The sequence below is a fragment of the Paraburkholderia sp. genome, assembly GCF_036488505.1.
In the GTDB taxonomy this organism is placed as follows: domain Bacteria; phylum Pseudomonadota; class Gammaproteobacteria; order Burkholderiales; family Burkholderiaceae; genus Paraburkholderia.
Map to the genome: position 1 here is coordinate 1 of NZ_DASXHN010000203.1, position 25,137 is coordinate 25,137.

At 65.6% G+C, this 25,137-nt stretch carries 23 protein-coding genes; 7 read left to right on the top strand and 16 right to left on the bottom strand.

All coding sequences use genetic code 11. The features are described from left to right. Positions 1-70: 70 nt before the first annotated feature. Complete coding sequence (locus VGH68_RS12290; protein ID WP_331603896.1) at positions 71-1,069, top strand: transketolase family protein; 999 nt, start codon at positions 71-73, stop codon at positions 1,067-1,069. A gap of 141 nt (positions 1,070-1,210) precedes the next feature. On the opposite strand, the gene VGH68_RS12295 is transcribed toward VGH68_RS12290, so the two are convergent. Then, entirely contained in the window at positions 1,211-2,149 is a 939-nt protein-coding gene (locus tag VGH68_RS12295; protein ID WP_331603897.1) for a YihY/virulence factor BrkB family protein, read from the bottom strand. 358 nt (positions 2,150-2,507) lie between these two features. Here VGH68_RS12295 and VGH68_RS12300 point away from each other — a divergent pair, with 358 nt between their 5' ends. Next, on the top strand, positions 2,508-2,822 hold the full coding sequence (locus VGH68_RS12300; RefSeq protein WP_331603898.1) for a hypothetical protein: 315 nt from the start codon (positions 2,508-2,510) through the stop codon (positions 2,820-2,822). A 130-nt stretch (positions 2,823-2,952) separates the two neighbouring features. On the opposite strand, the gene VGH68_RS12305 is transcribed toward VGH68_RS12300, so the two are convergent. From VGH68_RS12305 to VGH68_RS12315, 3 genes are all read right to left on the bottom strand, one after another. After that, on the bottom strand, positions 2,953-4,359 hold the full coding sequence (locus VGH68_RS12305) for an MFS transporter (RefSeq protein ID WP_331603899.1): 1,407 nt from the start codon (positions 4,357-4,359) through the stop codon (positions 2,953-2,955). Between the two features lie 39 nt (positions 4,360-4,398). Then, positions 4,399-5,283, bottom strand: a complete 885-nt coding sequence (locus tag VGH68_RS12310) for an isocitrate lyase/PEP mutase family protein (RefSeq protein WP_331603900.1) — start codon at positions 5,281-5,283, stop codon at positions 4,399-4,401. A gap of 61 nt (positions 5,284-5,344) precedes the next feature. Beyond that, the gene (locus VGH68_RS12315; protein WP_331603901.1) at positions 5,345-6,472 is read right to left on the bottom strand and encodes a TauD/TfdA family dioxygenase; all 1,128 of its coding nucleotides are present in this window, start codon (positions 6,470-6,472) and stop codon (positions 5,345-5,347) included. Between the two features lie 153 nt (positions 6,473-6,625). On the opposite strand from VGH68_RS12315, the gene VGH68_RS12320 reads away from it, so the two are divergent. Continuing rightward, entirely contained in the window at positions 6,626-7,504 is an 879-nt protein-coding gene (locus tag VGH68_RS12320) for a LysR family transcriptional regulator (RefSeq protein ID WP_331603902.1), read from the top strand. A gap of 48 nt (positions 7,505-7,552) precedes the next feature. On the opposite strand, the gene VGH68_RS12325 is transcribed toward VGH68_RS12320, so the two are convergent. The 12 genes from VGH68_RS12325 to VGH68_RS12380 all read right to left on the bottom strand — a co-directional run bounded on the left by VGH68_RS12325 (position 7,553) and on the right by VGH68_RS12380 (position 20,140). Beyond that, positions 7,553-8,476, bottom strand: coding sequence for a LysR family transcriptional regulator (locus VGH68_RS12325; RefSeq protein WP_331603903.1), 924 nt, complete (start codon positions 8,474-8,476; stop codon positions 7,553-7,555). A gap of 136 nt (positions 8,477-8,612) precedes the next feature. Then, complete coding sequence (locus VGH68_RS12330) at positions 8,613-10,178, bottom strand: UbiD family decarboxylase (RefSeq protein WP_331603904.1); 1,566 nt, start codon at positions 10,176-10,178, stop codon at positions 8,613-8,615. Between the two features lie 126 nt (positions 10,179-10,304). Beyond that, a complete protein-coding gene (locus VGH68_RS12335) occupies positions 10,305-11,030 on the bottom strand; it encodes an enoyl-CoA hydratase/isomerase family protein (RefSeq protein WP_331603905.1) in 726 nt (241 codons plus the stop codon). A gap of 28 nt (positions 11,031-11,058) precedes the next feature. Then, entirely contained in the window at positions 11,059-13,416 is a 2,358-nt protein-coding gene (locus VGH68_RS12340) for a xanthine dehydrogenase family protein molybdopterin-binding subunit (protein WP_331603906.1), read from the bottom strand. After that, entirely contained in the window at positions 13,413-13,928 is a 516-nt protein-coding gene (locus VGH68_RS12345; protein WP_331603907.1) for a (2Fe-2S)-binding protein, read from the bottom strand. The genes VGH68_RS12340 and VGH68_RS12345 overlap by 4 nt, the downstream gene beginning before the upstream one ends. A gap of 112 nt (positions 13,929-14,040) precedes the next feature. Further along, positions 14,041-14,520, bottom strand: coding sequence for a carbon monoxide dehydrogenase subunit G (locus VGH68_RS12350; RefSeq protein ID WP_331603908.1), 480 nt, complete (start codon positions 14,518-14,520; stop codon positions 14,041-14,043). Between the two features lie 22 nt (positions 14,521-14,542). Continuing rightward, positions 14,543-15,379, bottom strand: coding sequence for a xanthine dehydrogenase family protein subunit M (locus VGH68_RS12355; RefSeq protein WP_331603909.1), 837 nt, complete (start codon positions 15,377-15,379; stop codon positions 14,543-14,545). A 73-nt stretch (positions 15,380-15,452) separates the two neighbouring features. After that, positions 15,453-16,220 (bottom strand): alpha/beta hydrolase, encoded by a 768-nt coding sequence (locus VGH68_RS12360; RefSeq protein ID WP_331603910.1) that lies wholly within the window; start codon positions 16,218-16,220, stop codon positions 15,453-15,455. After that, on the bottom strand, positions 16,217-17,599 hold the full coding sequence (fahA, locus tag VGH68_RS12365; protein ID WP_331603911.1) for a fumarylacetoacetase: 1,383 nt from the start codon (positions 17,597-17,599) through the stop codon (positions 16,217-16,219). Before fahA ends, VGH68_RS12360 begins: the two co-directional genes overlap by 4 nt. Next, on the bottom strand, positions 17,596-18,138 hold the full coding sequence (locus VGH68_RS12370) for a VOC family protein (RefSeq protein WP_331603912.1): 543 nt from the start codon (positions 18,136-18,138) through the stop codon (positions 17,596-17,598). The genes fahA and VGH68_RS12370 overlap by 4 nt, the downstream gene beginning before the upstream one ends. A 41-nt stretch (positions 18,139-18,179) precedes the next feature. Next, the gene (locus VGH68_RS12375) at positions 18,180-19,367 is read right to left on the bottom strand and encodes an FAD-dependent monooxygenase (protein WP_331603913.1); all 1,188 of its coding nucleotides are present in this window, start codon (positions 19,365-19,367) and stop codon (positions 18,180-18,182) included. A gap of 194 nt (positions 19,368-19,561) precedes the next feature. Further along, complete coding sequence (locus tag VGH68_RS12380) at positions 19,562-20,140, bottom strand: UbiX family flavin prenyltransferase (RefSeq protein ID WP_331603914.1); 579 nt, start codon at positions 20,138-20,140, stop codon at positions 19,562-19,564. A gap of 298 nt (positions 20,141-20,438) precedes the next feature. Between VGH68_RS12380 and VGH68_RS12385 the strand changes: the two genes are divergently transcribed. From VGH68_RS12385 to leuD, 4 genes are all read left to right on the top strand, one after another. After that, positions 20,439-21,530 carry a porin gene (locus VGH68_RS12385; protein ID WP_331603915.1) on the top strand — a complete coding sequence of 364 codons (1,092 nt, stop codon included), beginning with the start codon at positions 20,439-20,441 and terminating at the stop codon, positions 21,528-21,530. Between the two features lie 202 nt (positions 21,531-21,732). Next, the gene (locus tag VGH68_RS12390; protein WP_331603916.1) at positions 21,733-23,106 is read left to right on the top strand and encodes an MFS transporter; all 1,374 of its coding nucleotides are present in this window, start codon (positions 21,733-21,735) and stop codon (positions 23,104-23,106) included. 128 nt (positions 23,107-23,234) lie between these two features. Beyond that, positions 23,235-24,662, top strand: a complete 1,428-nt coding sequence (gene leuC, locus VGH68_RS12395; protein ID WP_331603917.1) for a 3-isopropylmalate dehydratase large subunit — start codon at positions 23,235-23,237, stop codon at positions 24,660-24,662. After that, a partial coding sequence (gene leuD / locus VGH68_RS12400; RefSeq protein WP_331603918.1) for a 3-isopropylmalate dehydratase small subunit occupies positions 24,662-25,137 on the top strand: 476 nt, incomplete at its 3' end. The genes leuC and leuD, both read left to right, overlap by 1 nt.

The following is a 25,137-nucleotide window of genomic DNA, read 5'->3' on the forward strand; positions in this document are numbered from 1 at the left end:
ACCATTTCATCCGCGTCGACGCGCACGAGTGGAAGCTCGCGCTCGACGCACTCGAAGCAGGGAGACAAGCATGAGCAGCATCGAAAAGAAGCCACGCCTGAAGACCTCGGCAATGATCGCGTCGATCGCGGCCGAAGGGCAAGCTACCCGCGCCGCGCCATTCGGTCATGCGCTCGCGGAACTCGCACGCAGCAAAAGCAACGTGATTGGAATGACGGCCGACCTCGGCAAGTACACCGATCTGCACATCTTCGCGAAGGCATTTCCCGAGCGTTACTACCAGATGGGGATGGCCGAGCAGCTGTTGATGGGCGCCGCCGCCGGCTTCGCGCACGAGGGCGCGCAACCCTTCGTCACGACCTATGCGGTGTTCGCGACACGGCGGGCGTACGACTTCATCCATCAGACGATCGCCGAGGACAACCTCGACGTGAAGATCGTTTGCGCGCTGCCAGGGTTGACGACAGGCTACGGCCCGAGCCACCAGGCCGCCGAAGACCTCGCGCTGATGCGCGCGATGCCCAACATGACCGTGATCGATCCGTGCGATGCGATCGATATCGAGGAGATGGTGCCCGCGATCGCCGCGCACCCTGGTCCCGTGTACGCGCGCCTTTTGCGCGGCAACGTGCCGGTCGTGCTCGACGAATACGATTACCGCTTCGAACTCGGCAAGGCGAAGCTGCTGCGCGACGGCAACGACGTGCTGGTGATTTCGTCCGGGCTGATGACGATGCGTGCGCTGGAAGTGGCCAACGCGCTGGCGGCCGATCACATCGGCGTCGCGGTGCTGCATGCGCCGACCATCAAGCCGCTCGACACCGAGACGATCCTGCGCGAAGCGAAGCGCACCGGCCGCATGGTCGTCGTGGCCGAGAATCACACGGTGATCGGCGGACTCGGTGAAGCGGTCGCGCGCACGCTGCTCGAGGCCGGCGTCACGCCGGCGTTCAGGCAGATCGGTTTGCCGGACCAATTCCTCGACGCGGGGGCGCTGCCGACGCTGCATGACCGCTATGGGATCTCCGCCGGCAAGATGGCGACGACGATCAGCGCATGGCTCGGTTGATCGCGCGCCTGCCGCTGGTTACGCGGTGTGGCAAGCGCGAACGGTATCGCAAGAGGTGGGCGCTTCCCGGCCGGAAGCAGGGCAGCGCCGCTTTGTCGCGGCGTGCAGTGTCGCAATGTGGTGGTTGCAGATGGCGCGAACTCACGAACGCGCTGCGCGGCGGGTGCGGTCGGCTTTCGCTTGGGTAGCGGCATCGGTGGCGATACCTTCGGTCTTCACGCCGCACAGCGACGCAGTGACCTCCGCGCCGAACAGGAAGACGACCGCGCAGAAGTACAGCCACATCATCAGAACGGCGAGCGAACCGGCGGCGCCGAACACACCGGCGGTGCCGGCGTGCGCCAGGTAGAGGCCGAACAGATGCCTGCCCGCGGTGAACAGCACGCTCGCGACCGCGCCGCCGACCAGCGCGGGCCGCAACGGAACGCGCGTGTCGGGCAGCCACTTGATCAGCGCGCCGAGTCCGGCCCCCAGGATCACGATGCCGAACAGCGACTGACCGGCATTGGCGAGCGCGCTCATCGTGGAACTGCCGAACAGCGTGGTGCCGAGCGTCTGTATCGCCGCATCGACGACCAATGACACGACCAGCAGGAAACTCAGTCCGATGAGCAGCCCGATCGACACGAGCCGGGCTCGCACGAGCAGCGCGAGCCCGGCGATTCCCGCCCGCGAGTGGGCCGCGAAGACGATGTCGAGCGCCGTGTTCAACGATGAAAACGTGGCAGAAGCGCCGACGAGCAGCAGCACGATCGAGAACGCGGTAGCGATGCCGCTGCCGCCCGAGCGATGCGCGTGCTGGACGATATCCTGCATCGCCTGCGCTGCCTCGTTGCCCAACAACTGATGAACCTGCTCGAACAACCGGCCCTGAGCGGCGTCCGCGCCGACCAGCCATCCGATGATGGCGAGCACGATGATCAGCGTCGGCGCGAGCGAAAACGCCGAGTAGAACGCGATGCTCGCCCCCAGCATCGCGCATCGGTTCGAGAGAAAACGCGTGGTGGAGTCGGTCGCCACGTGCGCCGCACGGCGCCAACGATTGGGCCTCGCTTCGGTCTTCGGCTGCTGTGCCAGCATGTTCTCCTCCGCTCGCCGCCGCCCGCGCACACGTTGCGCGCGCTCAAGGCAACGGCTATTAGCGGACGCGCCGCAAGCGTCATACCTTCGCGCTTCGCGGAGAAAAGCGGACGTCGATCGTGATGGCGCCCGGCGCTCATCAGCACGTCAATCGTCAGCGGAAAAGTGACCGGCGCTCGCGTTGCCTGTCGAATGTTTTACAACCAGTGCCATTTTTGCCGGTCGCATGCGACACTGTTCGAAGCTTCATGCATCAGGGTCGCCGCCATAGCGTTGTGCGGTTCACGCGCGCTGTTCGGCACGATCGATGCATGTCAGCGAGCTAGCGTCAGGCGCTTTGCCCTCAAGGGAGAGGATCATGTCCAGCCAGTCCTATGTGCCATATCGCGATTGCCGCATCGACGTCCACGTGACCGCGGCGAAATCTCACGCGCTTGGCGGCATCTCGCGGCGTTATCGCGTGTCGTGGAGCGTCGTATTGCCCGAGCAGCAGAACCGCGAAGTCGCTAGCTTTCCTGAACAACTCGATTTTTTATCCGAGCAGCAGGCGTTTAAATACGGTGAGAAGCGGGCGCACACCTTTATCGATTCCGTGCTGGCCGCGCAATCGAGTACCCGATTGGGCGCGGGCAGCCGCGACGGCAGCGAAAAGCACGAGAATTCCACGGTGTAGTCGCTTTGTAGTCGCCGGGCAGTTGCTCGAATCACTGCCCGGCTCCGGCGACGCTGTGGCTTCGAATCTGAGAGTCGCGGGTGAGGCTTCGAGTCTGAAGCGTTAAGCGTGCGGCGCTAATGCCGCAGCCTCAATGGCGCGGCGCCGACACAGCGGCCTGCGCGTGCGGCGGGCAATCGTCGCCATACGCCGCGGCATCCCGGTCTTCGATTACCTCGAGCGACTGCGAGCGCGTCTCGACGCCGAACACCATCACGACCAGCGCCTGCACCACCAGCAGCGTCGCGACGCTGAACGCGACATAGCGGATGCCGCCGGCGTGATACGTCAGCAGGGTGAGCGCGGGCGCGCCGAACGAAGCGATGCGCCCGAGCACCGCGCAAAACCCGTTGCCGCGCAGCCGATAGCGCGTGCCGAAAAGCTCCGGTATGTAGCACGCAACCGCCAACGCGACGATCGTGTAAAGACAGCAGAACAGCAGAAAGCCAATGATGGCCGCGATCCACGGCGAGCTCGACAGCGCATAGCACACACCCATTACCGCGCCGGCGAGCGATGCGATCGCCACGCAACGCCGCCGCCCGAAGCGGTCGGTGCACAACACGCCAATGCCCGCGCCGACCGGTCCGCCCAGCGACATCACCATGCTGTAGCCCAGCGAAGAGGAAAGACTCACGCCCTGCTTGAGCAGAAACGTCGGTACCCAGGTCACGAAGCTGTAAATGGCAATGCCGATCACGATCGAGATCGTCGAACCGACCAGCGTGCGCATGCGCACCTCGCGCGTGAACAGCACCGACAGCGGCGGCGCGGGCTCGCGTGCATCCGCCGTTTGCGAGAGTTCCGGCGCACGGTAGCCTTTGCCGTGCACTTGCTCTTCGATCTGCGTGACGATGCGATCGGCTTCGCCGAGGCGTCCTTCGGTGGCGAGCCAGCGCGGCGACTCCGGCATCGACTTGCGCGCGATCCATACGAGCAATGCACCGACGCCGGAGATAAAGAACATCGAGCGCCAGCCCACGAGCGGGATCAGGAAAAAGCCGGTCAGCGACGAAACGAACAACGCGGTATTGGTGACGAGCGCAAGCAGCGCCGAATAGCGGCCACGGTCGCGCGGCGGCGTGAATTCGATCAGCGTCGAATAGCCGACCACGATCTCCGCGCCCAGTCCGACGCCCATGACGAAGCGAAACACAATCAGCCAGTTCATCGACGTGGCGAGACCGCCGGCGATCGACGCCAGCCCGAAAACCAGCAGGTTCGCCTGATACGTGAAGCGTCGTCCGAAGCGGTCGCCGAGCAGGCCCGCGAGCGTGCCGCCGACCGCCATGCCGATAAAGGTGCTGGAAATGAAATAGCCGTTGAGCGTCAGGTTCGACATGCCGTTGTGCACGAGCGCGCCCAGCACGGACCCGGCCAGCGTGATATCGAAGCTGTCGAAAAACATGCCGGCCGCGATCAGCCACAGCATGCGCCGGTGAAACGCGCTGATAGGCAATGCGTCGAGACGCATGCCGATGGATGCCGGTGAAATCACGTTTGTCTCCTGTCTCTATCTTGTAGGCGGCGAGCCGTTTCAGCGGGATGGGTCGAGAAAGCGCGTGCGCAGCGCATCCCATTCGTCGGCGCCCATGCGCTGAAAGCGCTCTTTCGCCGTGAGCGCGGTATTCCAAGCAGGCGGCACGCCCGTTTCGCGGAGCGCGGCAAGCTCGCGCTCGCAGGTCTGCATCACGCTCGCCAGCAGCAGGCTCGGCAGGATCGCGAGGCGATAGCCGAGCGCTTCGAGTTCGGCGAGCGACATGTCCGGACTCTTGCCGCCCCGCACGATGTTGAACAGGCACGGTCCTTTCACTTCGCGCACGATCGCGGCAATCTGTTCGCGATCGCGTGGTGCTTCGACGAACGCCAGATCCGCGCCCGCAGCGAGGGCGGCGTTCACGCGCGCAATCGCATCGTCGAAGCCATTCACGCCGTTCGCGTCGGTCCGCGCGATCACGACGAACTCCGGATCGTGCCGGGCGGCCAGCGCAGCGCGAATCTTCGCGACGAACTCGGGCACCGCAACCAGCTCCTTGCCGTCCAGGTGCCCGCAGCGTTTGGGGGACACCTGATCTTCGATATGGATGCCGGCAACGCCCGCCTGTTCGTACGCCCGCACCGCGCGGGTGACGTTGAGCTCGTTGCCGAAGCCGGTGTCCGCATCCGCGATCAGCGGCACGGAGGTGCACGCGACGATGCGCGCGGCGTTCGCGACCATCTCCGTCATCGTCAGCAGACCATAGTCCGGCAGCCCGTACGACGCCGCGGTGCCCGCGCCCGTCATGTACAAAGCGCGAAAGCCCGCCTGTTCGGCGAGCCGCGCGGTGATGCCATCGTAGACGCCGGGCGCCGCGAGAAGTGGTCCGTCCTTCAGCATCTGTCGCAGCCGGGTCGTGGCCCGGCCTTGTTGCGATTCGTTCAAAGTCTCTCTCCATGATGCCCGCGCGCAGCGGGCGCGCGAGCGGTACCGCTTTCTGCGTGGATCAGGCGGTTTGCGGCTCGCCTACGAACGGCGCCCACTCGGCAAGCGGCATGTTCATATGGGCAGCCTGACGCTTTTCGTAGGCTTCGAACTGCGCAGTGCGGCCGCTGCCGCGCAGCCCGCCTCGCACCGCGCCCGCGCGCACGTCGCCGAAATACTCGCGCCAGTTCGGCGGCAACGGCTGCGCGCCCGGCACCGCGAGCCACAGGCGCAGCAAATGCCGCTTCATGTCGAAGTCTTCGTGATCTTCGAACGCGCTGCGCGAATGGATCGTCACGTAGTTGTTCAGCAACTGCAGGTCGCCGCGTTCGAGCCACATCGAAAAGCAGAAACGCGGGTCGGGCATCAGTTCGTCGAGCAGATCGAGTGCTTCGGTTTGCGCGGCGGTGAGGCGCGGCACCTCGGCGAAATTTTGTTGCGCGGCAATCACGTTTTTGCGATTCAGGCGCATCGCGAACCATTCGGGCTCGTTGCCGACGATCGGGCAGCAGTACCACGGACGCTGCGCCGGATCCTGCGCGCCCTGATAGCTGTAGTAGAACGGGCCATGCAGTACTTCAGCGAGGTCCGGGCGGCGCCGCGCGATTTCCTCATACACGGCGAGCGAACTCACGACCTTGCTTTCGCCGCCGCTGCGCGCTGTGCGGCGGCACAGCAGACCGACCACGTCGCACGAATCCATATGGAAGTCGAGCGATGCATTGGTGTTGTAGCCACGGCCGTTGGTCGTCTTGTAGACCGAACCGACGTCGCGCACGTCGTTGATCACTTCGCTCGCGCGGTTTTGCGTGCGCGCGACGCCCATATGCATGCTCATCCCCCAGTAAGCGAGCCGCGTCTCCTGCTCGCTCCAGCGCTCGACCGGAAAGCCCTTCAGCAGGCACATGCCCCAGCGCCCTTGCGTGGTGGCGATTGCGCGTTGGAGCGCGGCGCGCGCGGCGGCGTCGAGCGGGAAATCGTCTGGCGTCAGGTCGAGGAGCGGCCGGTCCAGGTTCTTCGCATGGGCGAGGGCGGTTTCAAAGCCGGCGATTTCCTCGGCGCTGAGGCGCTGGATCCACGAGTGGTCACGTTCTGCATCCGCGGCAAGCCATGCGGCGGGGCGGGATGGGAGTCGAGATGAGGAATTCAACTGCGCTGTCTCCTTTTCGTCTGTTTAATGGGCGCCAAAGGCGGCCCCCAGCCCGCGCGGTGCACCCCGCCGAGCGACAACTTGAAAAAAGTATAGGCGCGGCGGATAGTAAGAAAAAGTGACGTTATTTGAAGGCTCTGATAAGGAATTTTGATGAAGCTGGAAGCGTTTTCGACGCTCGAAGCGGTGCTCGCGGAAGGGTCGTTCGCGGCGGCGGCAACGGTGATGAATCTCACGCCGAGCGCGGTCAGCATGCAGATGAAGCATCTCGAGCAATATCTCGGTCAGCCGCTGTTTCATCGCGCCGGTTTGCAGGTGCGGCCCACCGAAGCCGCGCACCGGGTGATGGCGGCAATGCGCGACGGGCTGCATCAGATCGACGCGATGCGCCGGCGTCACACCACGGCGGTCGAAGGCACGTTACGGCTCGGCCTGATCGAATCGATCCAGCCGTTGCTGTTGCCGGGCACGATGCGTCGTCTGCGCGATCTGCATCCGCGGCTCGTGGTGCGTCCGCGCCGTGGGCGCAGCGGCGGGCTGATCGATGACGTCAAGGCCGGCCAACTCGACGCCGCCGTGGTCGCGCAGCCGGAGACGGGGCGCGTGGCCGGGCTGTCGTGGTCGCCACTCCTGACGCGCGAACTGGTGCTGATCGCGCCGCCCGCCGAGCGCGGTGCGACGGCGGCCGAACTGCTCGCCCGCTACGACTGGATCCGTTACGACCGGCAGACCTCGACAGGCGCGATGGCCGCGCGCTACGTGCGCCAGCTGATGCCGGAAAAGCGCAGCACGCTGGAACTGGACACCGTGACGGCGATTGCCGCGATGGTGAGCGAAGGGCTTGGCGTATCGGTGGTGCAGATCATGGACCCGAGCCTATGCGAGCTGTACCCGGTGGAGGTTCTGCGTTTGGGCAGCTTTTTGCAGATATCGGTCGTCACGCGCAAGGACGACGCGGACCACCGCGGGCTGTTGGCGCTGCGCGAGGCGATGGAACAGGTGGTGAAAGTCAAACGAACCGAACGGCTGTAAGTCCGGATCGCGCACGCCCACCGCGCGTGTTTCTCGCACGCGGGCCGCTTAGTCCTCGTCCGCGTCGACCAGGTCGACCGGATCTTCCTTCGCGGCTTCGCTGAACATGCTGGTGAACTGATCGAGCGTGGCGAGCGTATCGCGCCCGGTGCGCGTGATGCGGTAGAACGACAGCGGCACCTCGGGGCGCAACGCGTCGACACGCACGCGATAGCGGTGGCAGATATGTTCGCAAAACGACGGCATCACCGCGGTGCCGAGTCCTTCCTGCGCCATCGCGATCGCCGTCTGCAGATGGTCCACGACGATACGGCGGCTGACCGTCACTTCCTCCTTCGATAGCGTGGCCTCGATCAGCCGTTGTAGCGGATTGTCCTTCGGCAGCGTAATCAGCGGCTGATCTTCGAGCGCGGTCCATCGAATACCGGGACCGTGTCGCGGCGCGCCGCTCGGCGCTTGCGAGATCGCGACGAGCCGCGTGGGAAACAGCGGCGTGCGATCGATACCCGAGAGCTGCGAGAAAAACACGCCGAACGCCGCGTCGAGATGGCCTTCCTCGACCATCTGCACGAGTTCCGACGGGTTGCGATCAACCAGTTCGATACGCGCGGCCGGATAGATTTGCGAGAAGCGCGCGAGTACCGAAGGCATCAGGCTCGCTGCGATGATCGGCGTGCAGCCGAGCAGCAGCGACGATTGCTTCTGGCGTCCGAGTTCGTTGAGTTCGATCACCGACTTTTCGAGCGACTCGACGATTGCCATCGCGGTCGGGTAGAACAGGCGCCCGGCTTCGGTCAGCGAGACAGTGCGGGTCGTGCGTTCGAGCAGCCGGCAATCGAGCTGCGTCTCCAGTTCCCGGATGATCGCGGAAAGCGCCGCCTGGCTCAGATGCATGCTCTGCGCGGTCTTCGTGAAGCTCGACGCGTTGGCGACGCCGAGAAACACCTTGAGTTGTTTGAGGGATAGGTTCATCAACGACAGCTATGTGTGTTTCGGGCGTGGAAGATGCCCGATTCTATCCCGTCCGCCATGACGGCTACCGGCGGCTACTGGCGCGTGCAATCGCAGTAGCCGCCAGACGCGTTCACACGCTGATCGCGCGAACGCGTCAAGCAAACAGGTAACGGCCTTCGGCGTCGCGCTGGATCGCACGTCGTTGCGCGGTGTCTTCGAGCCAGCGCACCACGTCGCGGCCGTCGCGCGTGCCGGTCGCGGCCATCAGCTCGGAGAAGCGCTTCGGCCCGCTATCGAGCGCCGCTTCGAACGAGTCGTAGCGTGCGCCGTGATACGCGGGCGGCGTCGGCACCCGATGCTCCAGATCCCGCTCCGCGCCCGGCGCGAGCAGCGGCAGCGTGAGATCGAAGCCGGCCTTCGCGGTTCTGGTTGCGCCGAGCAAAGACGGGTCGAGCGGCATCGCGCGCAGGCTGTCTTGCAGCACCAGATCGCGATCGGCCTGAAAGCGCGTGGCGAGCGCCCAGTCCACCTGCTCGTCGGAGAACACGTCGATGTCGGGATCGACGACGAACACGTGCTTCACGTTCGCGAGCGATGCGAACACCGCCGCGATCGCATTGCGCGCCTCGCCCGGCACGCGCTGCTGCATCGCGATACGCACGTTGAACATGCCGCCGGTCGCCGGGTTCGCGTAGACCGCCTTCACTTCACGCACAGCCGTTTCGAGCGCGCGCCATACGGTCACTTCCGTGCGCAGTGCGGCGAGCTGCGCGGTATCGGTACGCGCCATCGAGCGTCCGCCGATCGTGCAGGTCTGGAACACCGCGTCGCGGCGATGCGTGATCGCAGTCAGATGAAACAGCGGGTTGGTCTTCACGCCGCCGTAGTAGCCGAGGAATTCGCCGTACGGGCCTTCGGGCTCGGCATGGCCGCGCTCGTCGAGATAGCCTTCGAGAATGAATTCGGCGTCGGCCGGCACCAGCAGATCGTTGGTCACGCACTTGACCACGCCCATCGGCGCGCCGCGCAGCGCGGCGACGAGTTCCAGTTCGTCGGCGGGAATGCGCATCGTCGCGCCGACGTGATCGATCGGATGCGTGCCCACCGCGAACGCGATCGGCGTGCGCTCGCCGCGCTTCGCGTGGCCGATCGCGATCGCGCGCAAATCCGACGGCGCGACCAGATCCACGCCGGCGGTGCGGCGCCCGCGCAGCATCAGCCGGCGAATGCCGACGTTGGTCCAGCCGGTGTCGGGATCGACCGCGAAGTCGATCGATGCGGAGATATACGGTGCGCCGTCAAGATCGTGCTGCAGATGCACCGGCAGCGCGGTGAAGTCGCATTCCTCGCCGGTCAGCACGATCTGCTGGACCGGCGCTTCTTCACGGCTTACTTCGACGAGCTTGCCCTTCGCGCGCAGGCGGTCGCGCACGGTGTCGAGCAGGCGCTGCGGCGTCGTATCGAACGCCAGCGCGAGTCGCGAGCGGCTTGCGGTTACGCTGCCCGCGAGCGAAATCGCGCCGCCCGAGGGCTTCGCGAACCACACCGCGCGCGCGTTGCCTTCCATGATCGCGGCGATGTCGCCGAGATCGACCGGCGCGTCGCGACGTTCGAGTTCAGTGTCGTCGAGCGATTCGAGAAAGCGGCGCAGGCGGAAGCGTTCGAGGTCGGGCGCGGGCGTGCCGTCGGCGGTGCAGGGGATGGCGGTCTTGGGTCTCAATCTGGGTTCCTCGCGCAGAGGGCTGCGCAGTTTTCTAATGCGTTGAATCGTCAAGCGACGCGGCGGCCGGGCGCATCAGCTGCAATATCGCGCGCCTGCCGGCGCGTGAGCGCATCGTCACAATCGTCAGAAGCGCGCGGACAGCGCGGTCGCCGCCAAGTGCGCGGCGAAACCGCTCGCGCCGCTCGCCGGCATCTCGGGTGCGAGATGCAGGAACTGCTTGACCGCGCGCAGCGTGACCGCGCTACAGCCGAGCAGTGTCTGCGCGAGCGCGTGCGCTTCGGCGTCGAGACTCGCGGCCGGCACCACGCGGCTCACGAGACCGGCTTGCAGCGCTTCGCTCGCGGATAGCCGCACGCGGCTCAGCACCATGTGCGCGACGGTCTTCACCGGCACGCGGCCGATCAGCGCCGACATCACGAGCGTCGGCGGAATGTCGCGCTCCATTTCGGGGATCTGGAAGACGGCATCGTCGGCGGCGAGAGCGACGTCGCACACACCCGCGAGCGCGCAGCCCACGCCGAGCGCTTCGCCGCGCACGACCGACACCACCGGCACGCGCACGGCTTTGAGCGCGTCGTACAGCGCGAGCGGCGGCGCGGCGACCACGCGGCGCAGCGTTTCGGCGGACGGCTTTGCGTCCTTCGGCGGCATCGGCGACTGGCGGCCCTTGCAGAAGTCGGGGCCGCTCGACAGGATGCGCACGAGCTTCACTTCATCGTCGAGCGTGGTGACGGCTTCGATGATCGCGTCGCTCATCGACGCATCGATCAGGTTGCCGTTCTCGGGATGGTCGAGCACGACGTCCACGAGCGGGCCGTTGCGCCTGATCGCAATGTGCGGGCTGGGCATGCTGGTCTCCTTCGCCATCAAGGCGGGTTTATTCAACGGTGCGGGCGGCGTCGGCGTGGATGAATTCCCACACGACTTTCGGCGTGGCCGGCATCGCCAGTTCGTCGGTGCCGAATTCCTTCAGCGCATCGGCGAGCGCATTGAAGATCGTCGCGGTGGCGGGCGTGATGCCGCTCTCGCCGCCGCCCTTCACGCGCAGCGGATTGCCGTGCGTCGGATCTTCGGTCAGCTCCAGGTTGAGCGGCGGAATCACCCCCGCGCGCGGCATCCCGTAGTCCATGTACGAGCCGCTCAGCACCTGGCCCGTGTCGCGATCGAGATAGCAGGTTTCCGACAGCGCCTGGCCGATGCCCTGCGCGAGACCGCCGTGCACCTGACCTTCGACGATCAGCGGATTGATCGGCTGGCCGACGTCGTCGACCGACGTGTAGTTGACGAGCTTCACGATGCCCGTATCCGGGTCCACTTCGAGTTCGCAGATCGCAGCGCCCGTGGGATGCGCGGGTACGCGCGTATTCACTTCGGCGTGCGCGTAGAGCTTGCGGATCGCGCGATCCCCGGATTCGTCCGGCAGACCGTCGCGCGCGACGTGCGCCGCCAGTTCGAACAGACCGATTTCACGCGCCGATGCCGGATCCACGAACGCGCCGTTCGCAAAGCTCACGCGCTCGGCCGGAATGTCGAACAGATCGCCGGCCGCGCGCTTGCCCTGCGCGACGATCTGCGCGGCCGTATCGACGAGCAGCATGCCGCCCAGACGCATCGAGCGATCCGAATGGCTGCCGCCGCCGATGCTCACGAACGCGGTGTCGCCGGTGCGCAGCGTGATCGAGCCGAGCGGCACGCCCAGATGCTGCACGATCACCTGCGCGAACGTGGTTTCGTGGCCCTGGCCAGTCGACTGCGTGCCCGACACGATGTCGATGCGGCCTTCCGGCCGCACGGTCAACTCGATACGTTCGCGCGGCGCGCCGACCGGCGACTCGATGTAGTTCGCGAGACCGATGCCGCGCAGCATGCGTTTGGCGCGCGATGCCGCGCGGCGCGTCTCGAAGCCGTCCCAGTCCGCGAGTTCCAGCGCGCGTGCCATGTTGCGCGCGAATTCGCCGCTGTCGTAGGTGAGGCCCATCGGGCTGCGGTACGGCAGCTTGTCGTGCGCGATCAGATTGCGGCGGCGGATTTCCGCGCGATCGAGACCGAGTTCGGCGGCCGCGAGATCGAGCATGCGCTCGATCACGTGTGTGGCCTCGGGGCGACCGGCACCGCGATAAGGCGCGGTCGGTACCGTATTGGTCAGCACCGCGCTGATGTGCACGGCCGCGACCGGCACGTCGTAGACCGTCGTCATGATGCGCGTGCCGTTCGACATCGGCACATACGAAACCGTGTGCGCGCCGACGTTGCCGATCCACTCGTTGTCGATCGCGAGAAGGCGGCCGTCGCGCGCGAAGCCGAATGTCGCGCGCACGATCTGGTCGCGGCCCTGATAGTCGGAAAGAAACGCTTCGCTGCGCTCGCTGGTCCACTTCACCGGCCGGCCCAGGCGGCGCGCGGCCCACACCACGGCAAGCTGCTCGACGTAGATAAACGAACGCGGGCCGAAGCCGCCGCCGGTGTCGGGACAGACCACCCGCACTTGCGACGGCGGCACCTTCAGTGCGGCGGCGAGGCAGAGCTTTTGCCGCACCGCGCCCTGGCTGCCCGAAATCAGTGTGTACACGCCGCTGTCGCGATCGAATACGCCGATCGCGCCGCGCGGCTCCATCTGACAATTCACGACGCGGCTGTGATGGAACTCGCGCTTGAGCACGAGCGGCGCGTCCGCGATGACGCGCCGCGCCGCGTCGCGATCGCCGATCTGGGTCTGGAAGCACAGGTTGCCCGCGGCGCGGTCCCACAATTGCGGCGCGCCTTCCTGCATCGCATCGGCCGCGTTGACGACCGCGTCGCGCACGTCGTAATCGACGTCGATCAGCTCGGTCGCATTGCGTGCGGCGAGCAGCGTTTGCGCGATCACCATCGCGATCGGCTCGCCGACGTAGCGTACGCGGTCGGTCGGCAGCGGAACATGCAACTGGTTGAAGATCTCGCCGGTCAGCGACGTCACAAAAGCCTTCTTCGTCGCATCGACCGCATCGATCGGATTCGGTATGTGATCGACGCCCTGATAGCCGTCGTCGAGATAGTCCTGGCCGACCAGCACCGCGATTACGCCTGGCGCTTCGCGCGCGGCCGAGACGTCGACCGAGCGCAGCGCGGCATGCGCGTGCGGCGAGCGCAGGAACGCCGCATACAGCTGGCCGTCGATGCGCAGATCGTCGGTGTATTGGCCGTTGCCGGTCACGAAGCGCCGGTCTTCCACGCGCGGAATAGGTTGGCCGATCATCGCTTGAGGTCCTCCGTCGCGGTGCCGGCGAGCGCGGGATACATCTCGTGCGCCGCGTGGCGCACCGCTTCGATGATGTTCACATAGCCGGTGCAACGGCAAATATTGCCTTCGAGCGCATGGCAAATGCTCTCGTCATCGAGCTTCGGCTGCTCGCGCAGATAGAAGTCGGCCGCCATGATCATGCCGGGGGTGCAAAACCCGCATTGCAAACCGTGGCACTGAACGAACGCGTTCTGCACCGGATGCAGCGGCGCACTGGCGTCCGCGTTCGCGCGTAGCCCTTCGATCGTCGTGACGGTGCCGCCGCTCGCCTGCGCGGCGAGCACCGTGCAAGACTTCACCGCCACGCCGTCGAGATGGACCGTGCACGCGCCGCACTGGCTCGTGTCGCAGCCGACGTGCGTGCCGGTGAGGCGCAGCGTTTCGCGCAGGAATTCGACGAGTAGCGTCTGGTCGGGCACCACGCGCTCGACGTCGACACCGTTCACCCGTAATTGGATTTCAGCCATGATTCACCTTTGTTGCTACGCCTGCTTGACCTGCTTTTACCCGTGCCTGCGGATTGGGCGATTCGCCGTGTGCCATTCATCGCCGTGTTCATCACATCGCTCATCGCACCGCTCATTGCGCTGCGCCGGCCGCGGCAGCGGCATTCGCATCGGCGCTCATCGTCGCGTTAAAGCGCTTGAAGAACTCCGCCGCGAGCTTGTTCGCGACCGACGTCACGAGCCGCGAGCCGATCTGCGCGAGCTTGCCGCCCACTTGCGCTTCGGCGACGTAGGTGAGCAGCGTGCCGCCTTCGTCCGCATCGGCGAGCGTGACCGTTGCGGTCATCTTGCCGAAGCCGGCGATCCCGCCTTCGCCCTGGCCCGCGATCTTGTAGCCGTTCGGGCCGTCGCGCTCGGACAGCAGCAGCGTGCCCTTGAAGCACGCCTTCACCGGCCCCACCGAGGCGACCACGACCGCCTTGTACTCGTCGTCGCTTTGCGCGACGAACTCTTCGCAGCCCGGCACGCAGGCCTGCAGCACCGTGGGATCGTTCAAGCCCTTCCATACCTGTTCGCGTGTGGCGGCGATCGTCTGCGATCCGGTGAACTCCATTGTCATGTCTCCTGAAAACGGTTTAAGCAGCGTCGGCTAGCGGCTGCGCGAGCAGCGCCTGCAACGAGCGACGCGTGTAGGTTTCGATCAGATGGGCGCGGTACGCGCACGAGCCGTTCGCGTCGTCGGGCAGCACGCCGGTGTCCATCTTCACGCCGGCGAGCGCCGCTTCCGAAAGCTCTGCCTGCAGCGCCGCTTCGGCATCGTGCCAGCGGAACACCGACGCGCCGGCGCCGGTCACCGCGACGCGCACCGCATCGGCGAACTGCGCGATGAACACGCCGACCACCGCATAGCCCGACGCGGGCTGGCGGAACTTCGCATAGGCGGCGCGCAACGGCAGCGGATACTCGACGCCGATCACGATCTCGCCGGGTTCGAGCGCGGTCTCGAAGGTATCGACGAAGAAGTCGTCCGCGGCGATCCGGCGTTGCGACGTGATCACCTGGGCGTTCAGTGCGAGCACCGCGCTCGGATAATCGGCGGCGGGGTCGTTGTTCGCGACCGAGCCGCCCATCGTGCCGCGATTGCGCACCTGCGGATCCGCGATCAGGTTGGCGAGCTGCGAGAGCGCGGGGATCGCCGCGGCAACCACCGGCGAAGCGGCCACTTCCGCGTGCTTCGTCAGCGCGCCGACGCGCAGTACGCTGCGCTCAACTCCTGCGACGCGCTCAACGCTGACCCCGCGCATCGTTTGGATGCGCGTGAGGTCGATCAGATGCGACGGTGCGGCGAGGCGCTGCTTGAGTGTGGGGATCAGCGTCATGCCGCCCGACAGCGGCCGCGCGTCTTCGTGCTCGCCCAGCCACGCGAGCGCTTGATCGAGCGTGGCCGCGCGTAGGTAAATGGTCTCGTACATGATGTCTCCTGCCGCCGTGCGCGCCGGACCCCAGCGCGTGGGCGGACTGCCGCGAAGTTGCGGCGAGTGGCCGTCAGGCCTGTTTCAGCCAGTGTTCAAGTGCCGTCGCAAGCGCGAGCGGCACTTCGTACATCGGATAGTGCCCCGCGTTGGCGAGCGTTTCGAGTGTCGCGTTCGGATACCACGCGAGCCACGTGCGATGCATCAGCTCAGCGGTGAGCGTCGGATCGTGCTCGCCGATGAAAAGCTTCACCGGCGTCGCGTTGCCCGCCACCTCGGCCGAGAAATCGTTGGCCGCCCAATGCGGCAGATAGGCGGCGAACGCGTCGGCGCGCGAGCGCTGCTGCGATTCGCGCGCGAGATGCGCGGTAAAACGCGGTGCGAGGCGATTGCCGGTCGAGAACGCAATGATAGCGGCGCGCCGTTCGACATCGTCCACTGCTGCGCGAAACATCGCGACGCGCGTGTCGTCCATGCGCGAACCGCACGCGGGCACCGCGCACACACCGGCCATGCGATCGATACGTGCGCCCGCGGCGAGCAACACGCGCTGGATCGCGACGCCGCCCATCGAGTGGCCGATCAGGCTGAAGCGGTCCCAGCCGAGATGATTGGCGAGCGCCAGCACATCGCGCGCGGCTTCTTCGAACGTGAACGCGCCGTCGCGCTCGCGCGAGCGGCCGTAGCCGCGATAATCGAAGAACACATAGGTGAACGCGTCGGTATCGAGCGCGGGGACGAGCAGCTGCCAGTCGTCGGCGCTGCCGAACCAGCCGCTCAGCGCGAGCACCTTGCGCGGGCCGTGGCCGACCTGCACGTAGCCGTTGAGTGCTTCGGTCATGCGCGAGCCTCTGTTTCGTGCGCCGCGTGCGCTGCCTGCGATGCGGGTGTGAACGCTTGCGCGAGCGCCGGCGCGATCCGCCCGTGGCAGGTTCCGAAGCCGATAGGCACCGCGCCTGGCTTCGTCGCGCGTGCGCTCAGCACGATCTCATCACCGTCTTCGAGCGCGGTGCGCGTTTCGCCGTTGGGCAGACGCAGCGGGTCGCGGCCCGCATTGGTGAGTTCGGTCAGGCAGGCGCGCGATGCGTCCGACGCGCCGGAAATCGTGCCGCTGCCAAGCAGGTCACCGGTGCGCAGATTGCAGCCGTTGCTGGTGTGATGCGCGACCATCTGCGCGAAAGTCCAGTACAGATTGTCCAGATGCGTGTGCGTGATGCGCACCGCGCCACTGCCGGCTTCGCGTAGCTGCCGCGTCGACAGATCCGCGTGAAGTTCAAGATGGAGCCCGCCTTCCTGCTGATCGCGGGCGCCGTGCAGATGCGGCATCAGCGGCGGGTCGTCTGTTGCGCGCGCCGCCGGCGCCTTGCGGAACGGCGCGAGCGCTTCGGCCGTCACGATCCACGGCGATACGCTCGAATGGAAGCTCTTGCCGAGAAAGGGGCCGAGCACCTGTTCGAACCATTGAATGCTTTTCGCCGACCAGTCGTTGAGCAGCGAATAGCCGAAGAGATGCGCGTGCGCGGCGTCGACGGCGATCGGTTGGGTAAGCGCATTGCCTTCCCCGATCCACGCCGCGAGTTCGAGTTCGAAATCGAGCGCGGGCGCGGGGCCGAACACGATCTGGCCGTTCGCATCGCGATACTGGCCGTGCGGACGGCGCACGTCGCCGCCGCTGACGCGCAGCGACGAAGCACGGCCGTGATAGGCGATCGGCAGCGATTTGAACGCGGGCGGCAGCGGATCGGCGAGACCTTTATAGCGGCCATGCCGCTCGGTGTGATGCAGCGACGTGAGGAAGTCGGTGTAGTCGCCGACCTCGCACGGCAGACGCAGCGTCAGCGTGTCGATGCGCGGCAGCAGCGCATCGATATGCTGCTGCATCTGGGCACGCTGCGGCGCGTCGCTTTTCAGTAGATCGGACAGCGCGGCGCGCAATGCACTCGCATAGCGGGGCGCCATCGCCATCAGACGATTCAGCGTGCCGTCGCGGGTGGCTTCGCACGCGAGCGCCGCGTCGCTGCCGGCGACGAGCAGGCCGCTATCGAGCAACGCGCGCAAATCGACGACGTGTTCGCCGATGGCGACACCCGCGCGTGCCGCACCGTCGCGCTCAAAAGCGCCGAACGGCAGGTTCTGGATCGGGAAATCGGTGTCAGGCAGATTCGCCGATTCGACCCAGCTGCGCCGGGCCGGATCGTGAGTGGCATTGAGCGCGATCATGCGTGGCGTGCCTCCGGTACCGCGTCGTGGCGTTTGCGGGTCTCTTCGGTCCACGCGTCGAGCGCGGCGCGGGCGTCGCGCCGATAGCCGGCGAGCGTTTCAGCCGGCGCGACCGGCACCGTCAGCTCGAGCCGGAAGCCATTCGGATCGAAGAAGTAGATCGAGCGCACGAAGTGATGATCGGTGACGCCGAGCACCTCGATGCCATGGTCGGCGAGACGCTGCTTCATCGTTTCGAGTTCGTCGAGTGTGGCCACGCGCAGCGCGATGTGGTTGACCCATGGCGGCGTGTTCGGCGAAGGCAGCGCGGCGGTGTCATCGCCAAGATCGAAGAACGCGATATTCGAGCCGTCCGCCATCTCGAAGAACAGATGCACGTACGGGCAGTACTCGCCCGTGCTCGGCACGCGGTCGAGGCGGATCACATGCACGAGCGGCAAGCCGAGGACGTCTTCGTAGAAGTGGCGCGTTTGTTCGGCATTGCGGCAACGCCATGCGAAGTGGTGCAGGCCGAGTACCGGCGGAGTGGAAGCGGGCATGATGTGTCTCCTTGGCAGCGTGGTCGGGCGAGCGTTGCCGATCAAACTTCGACGCTGTCGACGTTGTATTCGAACAGCCAGTTATAGCGTTCCTTCACGCGTTCCTCGCTCCACTCGCGATCGACGTATTCCGCCGCGCCTTCGGCATGCGCGAGCGCCGGATTGTGAAAGCGCTTCGTGTTGGCCGCGGAGCCCCGCACGATGCGCGCGGTCCGGTCCTGACGCAGCGATTCGAAGCGTGCGAGCGCGTGCGGCACATCGCCATGGTGGCGCGCGACGCAGCGCGCGATCAGATAGCCGTCTTCGAGCGCCATGCCGGCGCCCTGAGCGAGAAACGGCAGCGTCGGATGGCAGGCGTCGCCCAGCAGCGTCGCATGGCCCGAGCTCCAGCGCGTCATCGGCTCGCGGATCATCAGCGCCCATTTGTACGGCACGTCGATCGCCGAGATCAGCGTACGCACGTCTTCGTGCCAGCCGGAGAAATCGGCGAGGCATTCTTCGATCGTGCCGCGCTCCGACCACGACTCGACCTGCCAGCCATCGCGCTCGACCGCGCCGACGAAGTTCACCAGCGTGTTGCCGCGCAGCGGATACTGAATCACATGCGCGCCGGGGCCAACCCAGTTGGTGCCGTACGGCGAGCGCAAATGCTCGGGGAGCCTCGCCGCGTCGATCACGCCGCGCCAGGCCATCACGCCCGAATAGACGGGCTCGTCGGCGCCGAACAGCGCACGGCGCACGCGCGAGTGCACACCATCCGCGCCAATCAGCAGATCCGCTTCGAAGCTGGCGCCCGAAACGGTTTGCACTTCGACTTTGCGATCCTTTTGCACGATCGACTCGACCTTGTGATCGAGCCGGATCGCATCCGCGCTCAACGCGCGCACCGCGTCGACCAGCGCTTCATGCAGATCTGCGCGGTGCACGGTCAGATACGGAAAGCCATACACTTCGCGCGATGCCGCGCCGAGGTCGAACAGCGGCCAGGTTTGACCCGTGTTCCAGAGCCGCACACGCTTGCCGGGCGGCTCGCAAGCGAGGCCTTCGAGGCGCTCGCCGACGCCGATCCGGTACAGCACGCGCGTCGCGTTCGGGCTCAACTGCACGCCCGCGCCGATTTCCCCGAGGGCCTTGGCCTGTTCAAGAATGGTGACGTCGAAGCCTGCTCTCAATAAAGCGGCACCCGCCGTCAAACCGCCGATACCGGCCCCTGCAATGACGATCTTCATTCGACCTTTTCGACCTCTATGGTGTTGACTTTGTCTCTTATCGAGAAGATTTATCAATCGATAGATAAATCTTTTAAATGTGGCTTTTACTGAAGCGAAACCACTTTAAAGGAAGGGCGGGCGATAAAGAAGCAAAAGAATTCGAACGGATTATCAATGAAAGTTAATAATGCCAGCGGCGGCGCCGGTGAATCTCACATGCCCCAGCGATGCACGACCGAGGTCTCGATGCCGAACAGATCGAGCACCCGCCCGAGCGTGTGGTCGACCATGTCATCGAGCGATTCGGGGTTCGCGTAGAATGCCGGCACCGGCGGATAGACGATCGCGCCGGCTTCGGTCACGCTCGTCATGCTACGCAGGTGGCCCAGGTGCAGCGGGGTCTCGCGCACCATCAGCACGAGGCGGCGGCGCTCCTTCAGGGTCACGTCGGCCGCGCGCGAAATCAGCCCGCTCGTCACGCCGGTGGCGACTTCCGACAGCGTGCGGATCGAGCAGGGCGCGACGATCATGCCCATCACAGGGAACGAACCGCTGGAAATCGCCGCGCCGATGTCCGTGTTCGGATACGTGACAGTGGCGAGCGCGCGTACATCGGCGACGCTGTGCGGCGACTCGTGTGCGAGCGTGACCTGGGCGGAACGGCTCATCACCAGATGCGACTCGATGTCGAGCTGCCTGAGCAACTGCAGCAGCCGCACACCGTAGACGACGCCCGACGCGCCGCTGATGCCCACGATCATGCGCCTGGGCGGGATTGAGCTGAATTGCATCTGTGCTCTCCGGTTTAATCGGTGATGGAATCGAAACGTCGCGGATGTTAGCACGTCGATTAATTCTTTCAGAGATGTGATTCGCTTTTGTTGAATTGACTGGTGAATACCCTGGTCGAGTATTCAGGTTGTTCTATTGATTGATAAACAACTCGTGATTCAAAACGCGAATTGAAGTGGTTAAACTCGGTCCCGCATCGAGCATAGGGGTTGTCGGTGGCGACCCGCGGGACCGCGGAGTGCAGGACGCCGGCGCGCGGAGCGGGCCGGTTCACGATAAAAACACTGGAGACTTGGATTGAGAAATTGTCTGCTGGTCGGCGGCTGTGCCGCGATCCTGGCTGGCCCCGCGTGGGCGCAGTCGTCCGTGACGCTGTACGGCAGCATCGACGTCGGCGTCGATTTCGTGTCGAACTCACAGGGCAAGCATCTGTTTCAGGAAGCGGCCGGCAAGCGCCAGCCGGACCGTTGGGGACTGTTGATCAAGGAAGACCTGGGCGGCGGCAATACGGCGTTCGCGCGGCTCGAATCGGGCTTTCTGACCAACACCGGCGCGCAGATCAATCCGACCAGTTTCTTCAACCGCGACGCGTACGTGGGTCTGTCGAACGATCGCTGGGGCTCGCTGAGCCTCGGGAACATCAACGACTACATCTATCAGTACGTTGGGCGGCTGAACAATGCGGTGCCGGGCATCTCGTCGTTCTACACGCCGGGCAACCTCGACGGCCTCGCGAATACGCGCGCGCTGAACAATTCGCTGAAGTACGAGACGATCAATTATCACGGCTTCCAGGCGGGCGCGATGAACGCGTTCGGCAACCAGGCGGGTGATTTCAGCTCGGGGCGCCAGTACAGCGTCGGCGCGCAGTACGCGAACTACGGCGCGCAAGTCGGTGTCGCGTACACGATGTCGCACGATCGCACCGCCGACATCTTCGGCACGTTCGGCCTGGGCTCGCTGCTCGGCCAGCCGTTGAAGTCCGGCACGATGTTCAATGCGAGCCGTTACAGCACGCTGGCAGCGGGAGCATCGGTCAAGATCGGCTACTTCACGCCGCACGTCACGTACTCCGGCGTGAAGCTCGAGAACGCGAAAGGCTCGACCACGCTGAACAACTATCAGGCGGGTGTGAATATCGACCTGAGCCGCGGCAATGGTTTCTATATCCTCGGGTTGTCCGCGAATCACTCGTTGTTCCAGGGGCTGACGGTCAACCAGTACAACGTATTTCTGACCGATTACCTGTCGAAGAGCACCCAGGTGTATGTGGGCGCAGGGTTGCAACGCGCGACGGGCCCCGGCGCGCGCGCTGCGCAGTTCGGCTACCAGCCGTCGACGAGCACCAATCAGACGGTCGCGCGGGTCGGTATTAACCATATGTTCTGACGGAGCGCGGGTGGGAACGAACACCGCGCGGATTGTTCACCTATTTCGATATCTTCATCGCTACTTTTTGATTGAGCCGCGCGGGGCCGCCTCTTATATTGTGGCTCCGGTCATGGCGTCGCCATGACGCAGAGGCAGGAGCAACAGTGCAAGCGGGCGCGCCGGGCGGTGCGTCTATCCGCACGAGGTCAATGGGACATACATGCAAGCAGACCGGACTTTGAACATCGCGACACTGATAGAAGAGCAGAAGATTGGACGCTTCGCCGTCGGCCTGCTGTTCTGGTGTTTCCTGATCATGCTGATGGATGGTTACGATCAGACCGCCGTGTCGTTCGCGGCGCCCGCCCTCATCAAGGACTGGCATGTCGCGCGCGGGGGCTTCGGCGCGGTGTTCGGCGCGGGCCTGTTCGGCACGCTGATCGGCTCGTTCATCTTCGGTTATCTCGGTGACCGGCTCGGCCGCAAGAAGGCGATCGTCGTCGGCAGTCTTTTTTTTGGTGCGCTGACTTATGCGTCGGTGTGGGCGAGCTCGCTCGAGCAACTGATGCTGTTGCGCTTTCTGGCCGGCATCGGCATGGGCGGGGTGGTGCCGAATTCGGTCGCGCTGGTCGCCGAGTACGCACCGAAGCGCCTGCGCGCGACCTGGGTCACGCTGATGTTCTCGGGTTTTTCGATCGGCGCGGGTTCGGGCGGACTGGTCTCGTCGGCGCTGATTCATCGCTACGGCTGGCCGATCATGTTCGCGGTGGGCGGCGCCGGCTCGTTGCTGATCGGGCTGCTGGTGATCTTCACGCTGCCCGAGTCCGCGAAACTGCTGGTGATCCGTCAGCGTAATCCGCAGATGTTGCGCAGGCTGATCGCGCGGCTGCGTCCGGAGCTGAGCATTGCCGCCGACGCGCAGTTCGTGGCCGGCGAAGTGCGCGAGAAGCAGCGCTTCGTACTCAGGCTGATCTTCTCCGACGGCCTTGCCGCGATCACGCCGCTGCTATGGATCGTCTTCGTCGTCAACTCGATGGCGCTTTATTTCCTGCAGAACTGGCTGCCGATCCTGATGGAAGGCATGGGCATCGACCCGCGCGGCGCCAGTCTGATCACGATGATGTTTTCGGTGGGCGGCGTGCTCGGCGGGCTGATTCTGTGCCGCTTCGTCGATCGCCATGGTGTCGCCGCGATCATCTCGCTGCCCGTTATCGGTCTGCCGGTCGTGGCATCGCTCGGTCATGGTTCGTCGCAGGGCTGGCTGATGCTCGCGGTGTTTGCGACCGGTTTTTGCGTGGTGGGCGCGCAATACGGGCTGTATGCGGTGGCCGGCATGATCTATCCGACGTCGTTCCGCTCGGCCGGCGTCGGCAGTGCGATTTCAGTGGGCAAGATCGGCTCGGTGTCCGGGCCGGTGATCGGCGGGCTGCTGCTGTCGATGCATCTGCCGATTACGCAACTGTTCTATGCGGCGTCGCTGCTGTTCCTGATTGCCGCCGTTTCCTCGGCGATTCTCGCGCTGCTTTATCGCACGCGCTTTGGCGAACGGCGCGCCGCTGACGGTACCGCACGAGCCGCCGCCGAATCGGTTTAGCGTTCGCGGCTGCACGATCCGTCATCGCGCCGCTTGCCGTGCGGCCGCACCGCTGCACCGCCGCGTTCACACGCGCGGCGGTGCGGTGTCATTCCTCGATATCAATCCCCGCTGCGTAGCCCCTATCGATGAGCCAAACCCTCTACGACAAGATTTTCGACGCCCACATCGTGCGCAACAACGCGGATGGCACGACGCTGCTTTACATCGACCGTCACCTGCTCAACGAAGTAACCAGCCCGCAGGCGTTCGAATCGCTGCGTCAGGAATCGCGGCCGGTGTGGCGCGCGCGCGCGAACCTCGCGGTGGCCGATCACAACGTGCCGACCACGAACCGCGATCTCGGCATCGCCGATCCGGTGTCGCGGGTTCAGGTCGAAGCGCTGCAACAGAACTGCGAGCGTAACGATATCGCGCACCACGGGATGACCGACGCCAGTCAGGGCATCATCCACGTCGTCGCGCCGGAGCTCGGCAACACGCTGCCGGGAATGACGATCGTCTGCGGCGACTCGCATACGAGCACGCACGGCGCGCTGGGCGCGCTTGCGTTCGGGATCGGCACGTCGGAGATCGAACACGTGCTGGCGACGCAAACGCTCGTCACGCGACGCAGCCGCACGATGCGCGTCACGATCGACGGCGTGTTGCCGGCGGCCTGCTCGGCGAAGGATGTCGCGCTGGCGGTGATCGGCGCGCTCGGCACGGCGGGCGCGACCGGCTATGCGATCGAATTCGCCGGACCGGTGGTGCGCGCGTTGTCGATGGAAGGGCGCATGACCCTGTGCAACATGTCGATCGAAGCGGGTGCGCGCGCCGGGCTCATCGCGGTGGACGGCACCACGCTCGACTATTGCCGCGCGCGCGCCCATGCGCCGCGCGGCGAAGCATCGGCGCACGCGCTGCGCGCATGGCGCGATTTGCGCTCGGACGACGATGCGCGATTCGACGCGGAGCAGGTGCTCGACGTGTCGACGCTCGTGCCGCAGGTGACCTGGGGTACGTCGCCGGAGATGGTCGTGGGTATCGACGCGTGCGTGCCCGACCCCGCGAATGCGGCCGATGCCGGCCGGCGCGCCGCATGGACGCGCGCACTCGACTATATGGGCCTCGACGCTGGCACGCGTATCGATACGATTGCGATCGACAAGGTATTCATCGGCTCCTGTACGAACGGCCGGCTCGAGGACCTTCAGGCCGCCGCCCGCGTGCTTTGCGCCGCGGGCGGACGGATCGCACCGAACGTGCGTCTCGCGCTCGCGGTACCGGGCTCGCAGCAGGTCAAACGCGACGCCGAGGCGCAGGGCCTGGCTCGGATCTTTATCGCCGCCGGCTTCGAATGGCGCGAACCCGGCTGCTCGATGTGTCTCGCGATGAACGCCGACCGGCTCGAAGCCGGCGAGCGCGTCGCGTCCACGTCCAACCGCAATTTCGAAGGCCGCCAGGGCGCGGGCGGCCGCTCGCACCTCGTGAGTCCGGCGATGGCCGCCGCCGCTGCGCTCGCGGGCCGCTTCGTCGACGTGCGCGAATGGCTCAGTCTTGCAGGAGACCGTTGATGGAACCGCTCGTCTGCCATACGGGGATCGTCGTGCCGTTCGATCGCGACAACATCGACACCGATGCGATCATGCCCAAGCAGTTCATGAAGTCGATCGCGCGAACCGGTTTCGGTCCGTACCTCTTCGACGAATGGCGCCATCGCGATCCCGGCTACTACGGCAAGCCGGCCAGCGAGCGCACGCCAAATCCGGACTTCGTGCTGAATCAGCCGCGCTACGCGGGCGCCTCGGTGCTTCTCTCGCGGCGCAATTTCGGCTGCGGCAGCTCGCGCGAGCATGCGCCGTGGGCGCTCACGCAGTGGGGCTTTCGTGCCGTGATCAGCACCTCGTTCGCGGACATCTTCCAGCAGAACTCGCTCAAGAACTCGCTGCTGCCGATCGTGGTGCCGAAGGATGTGCAGGAGGAGTTGTTCGCCGCCGGTCCCGATGCCGTGGTGCGGATCGACCTGGCGCGGCTGACTCTGACGACGCC

Bases quoted from the DNA above. Each gene is read 5' to 3' on its own strand.
- VGH68_RS12380 (WP_331603914.1), bottom strand. From the start codon at position 20,140: ATGCAATTCAGCTCAATCCCGCCCAGGCGCATGATCGTGGGCATCAGC.
- leuC (WP_331603917.1), top strand. From the start codon at position 23,235: ATGAGCCAAACCCTCTACGACAAGATTTTCGACGCCCACATCGTGCGC.
- VGH68_RS12345 (WP_331603907.1), bottom strand. From the start codon at position 13,928: ATGGCTGAAATCCAATTACGGGTGAACGGTGTCGACGTCGAGCGCGTG.
- VGH68_RS12325 (WP_331603903.1), bottom strand. From the start codon at position 8,476: ATGAACCTATCCCTCAAACAACTCAAGGTGTTTCTCGGCGTCGCCAAC.
- VGH68_RS12335 (WP_331603905.1), bottom strand. From the start codon at position 11,030: ATGCCCAGCCCGCACATTGCGATCAGGCGCAACGGCCCGCTCGTGGAC.
- VGH68_RS12320 (WP_331603902.1), top strand. From the start codon at position 6,626: ATGAAGCTGGAAGCGTTTTCGACGCTCGAAGCGGTGCTCGCGGAAGGG.
- VGH68_RS12375 (WP_331603913.1), bottom strand. From the start codon at position 19,367: ATGAAGATCGTCATTGCAGGGGCCGGTATCGGCGGTTTGACGGCGGGT.
- VGH68_RS12295 (WP_331603897.1), bottom strand. From the start codon at position 2,149: ATGCTGGCACAGCAGCCGAAGACCGAAGCGAGGCCCAATCGTTGGCGC.
- VGH68_RS12360 (WP_331603910.1), bottom strand. From the start codon at position 16,220: ATGACCGAAGCACTCAACGGCTACGTGCAGGTCGGCCACGGCCCGCGC.
- VGH68_RS12300 (WP_331603898.1), top strand. From the start codon at position 2,508: ATGTCCAGCCAGTCCTATGTGCCATATCGCGATTGCCGCATCGACGTC.
- VGH68_RS12390 (WP_331603916.1), top strand. From the start codon at position 21,733: ATGCAAGCAGACCGGACTTTGAACATCGCGACACTGATAGAAGAGCAG.
- VGH68_RS12340 (WP_331603906.1), bottom strand. From the start codon at position 13,416: ATGATCGGCCAACCTATTCCGCGCGTGGAAGACCGGCGCTTCGTGACC.
- VGH68_RS12350 (WP_331603908.1), bottom strand. From the start codon at position 14,520: ATGGAGTTCACCGGATCGCAGACGATCGCCGCCACACGCGAACAGGTA.
- VGH68_RS12370 (WP_331603912.1), bottom strand. From the start codon at position 18,138: ATGCCCGCTTCCACTCCGCCGGTACTCGGCCTGCACCACTTCGCATGG.
- VGH68_RS12355 (WP_331603909.1), bottom strand. From the start codon at position 15,379: ATGTACGAGACCATTTACCTACGCGCGGCCACGCTCGATCAAGCGCTC.
- VGH68_RS12290 (WP_331603896.1), top strand. From the start codon at position 71: ATGAGCAGCATCGAAAAGAAGCCACGCCTGAAGACCTCGGCAATGATC.
- fahA (WP_331603911.1), bottom strand. From the start codon at position 17,599: ATGATCGCGCTCAATGCCACTCACGATCCGGCCCGGCGCAGCTGGGTC.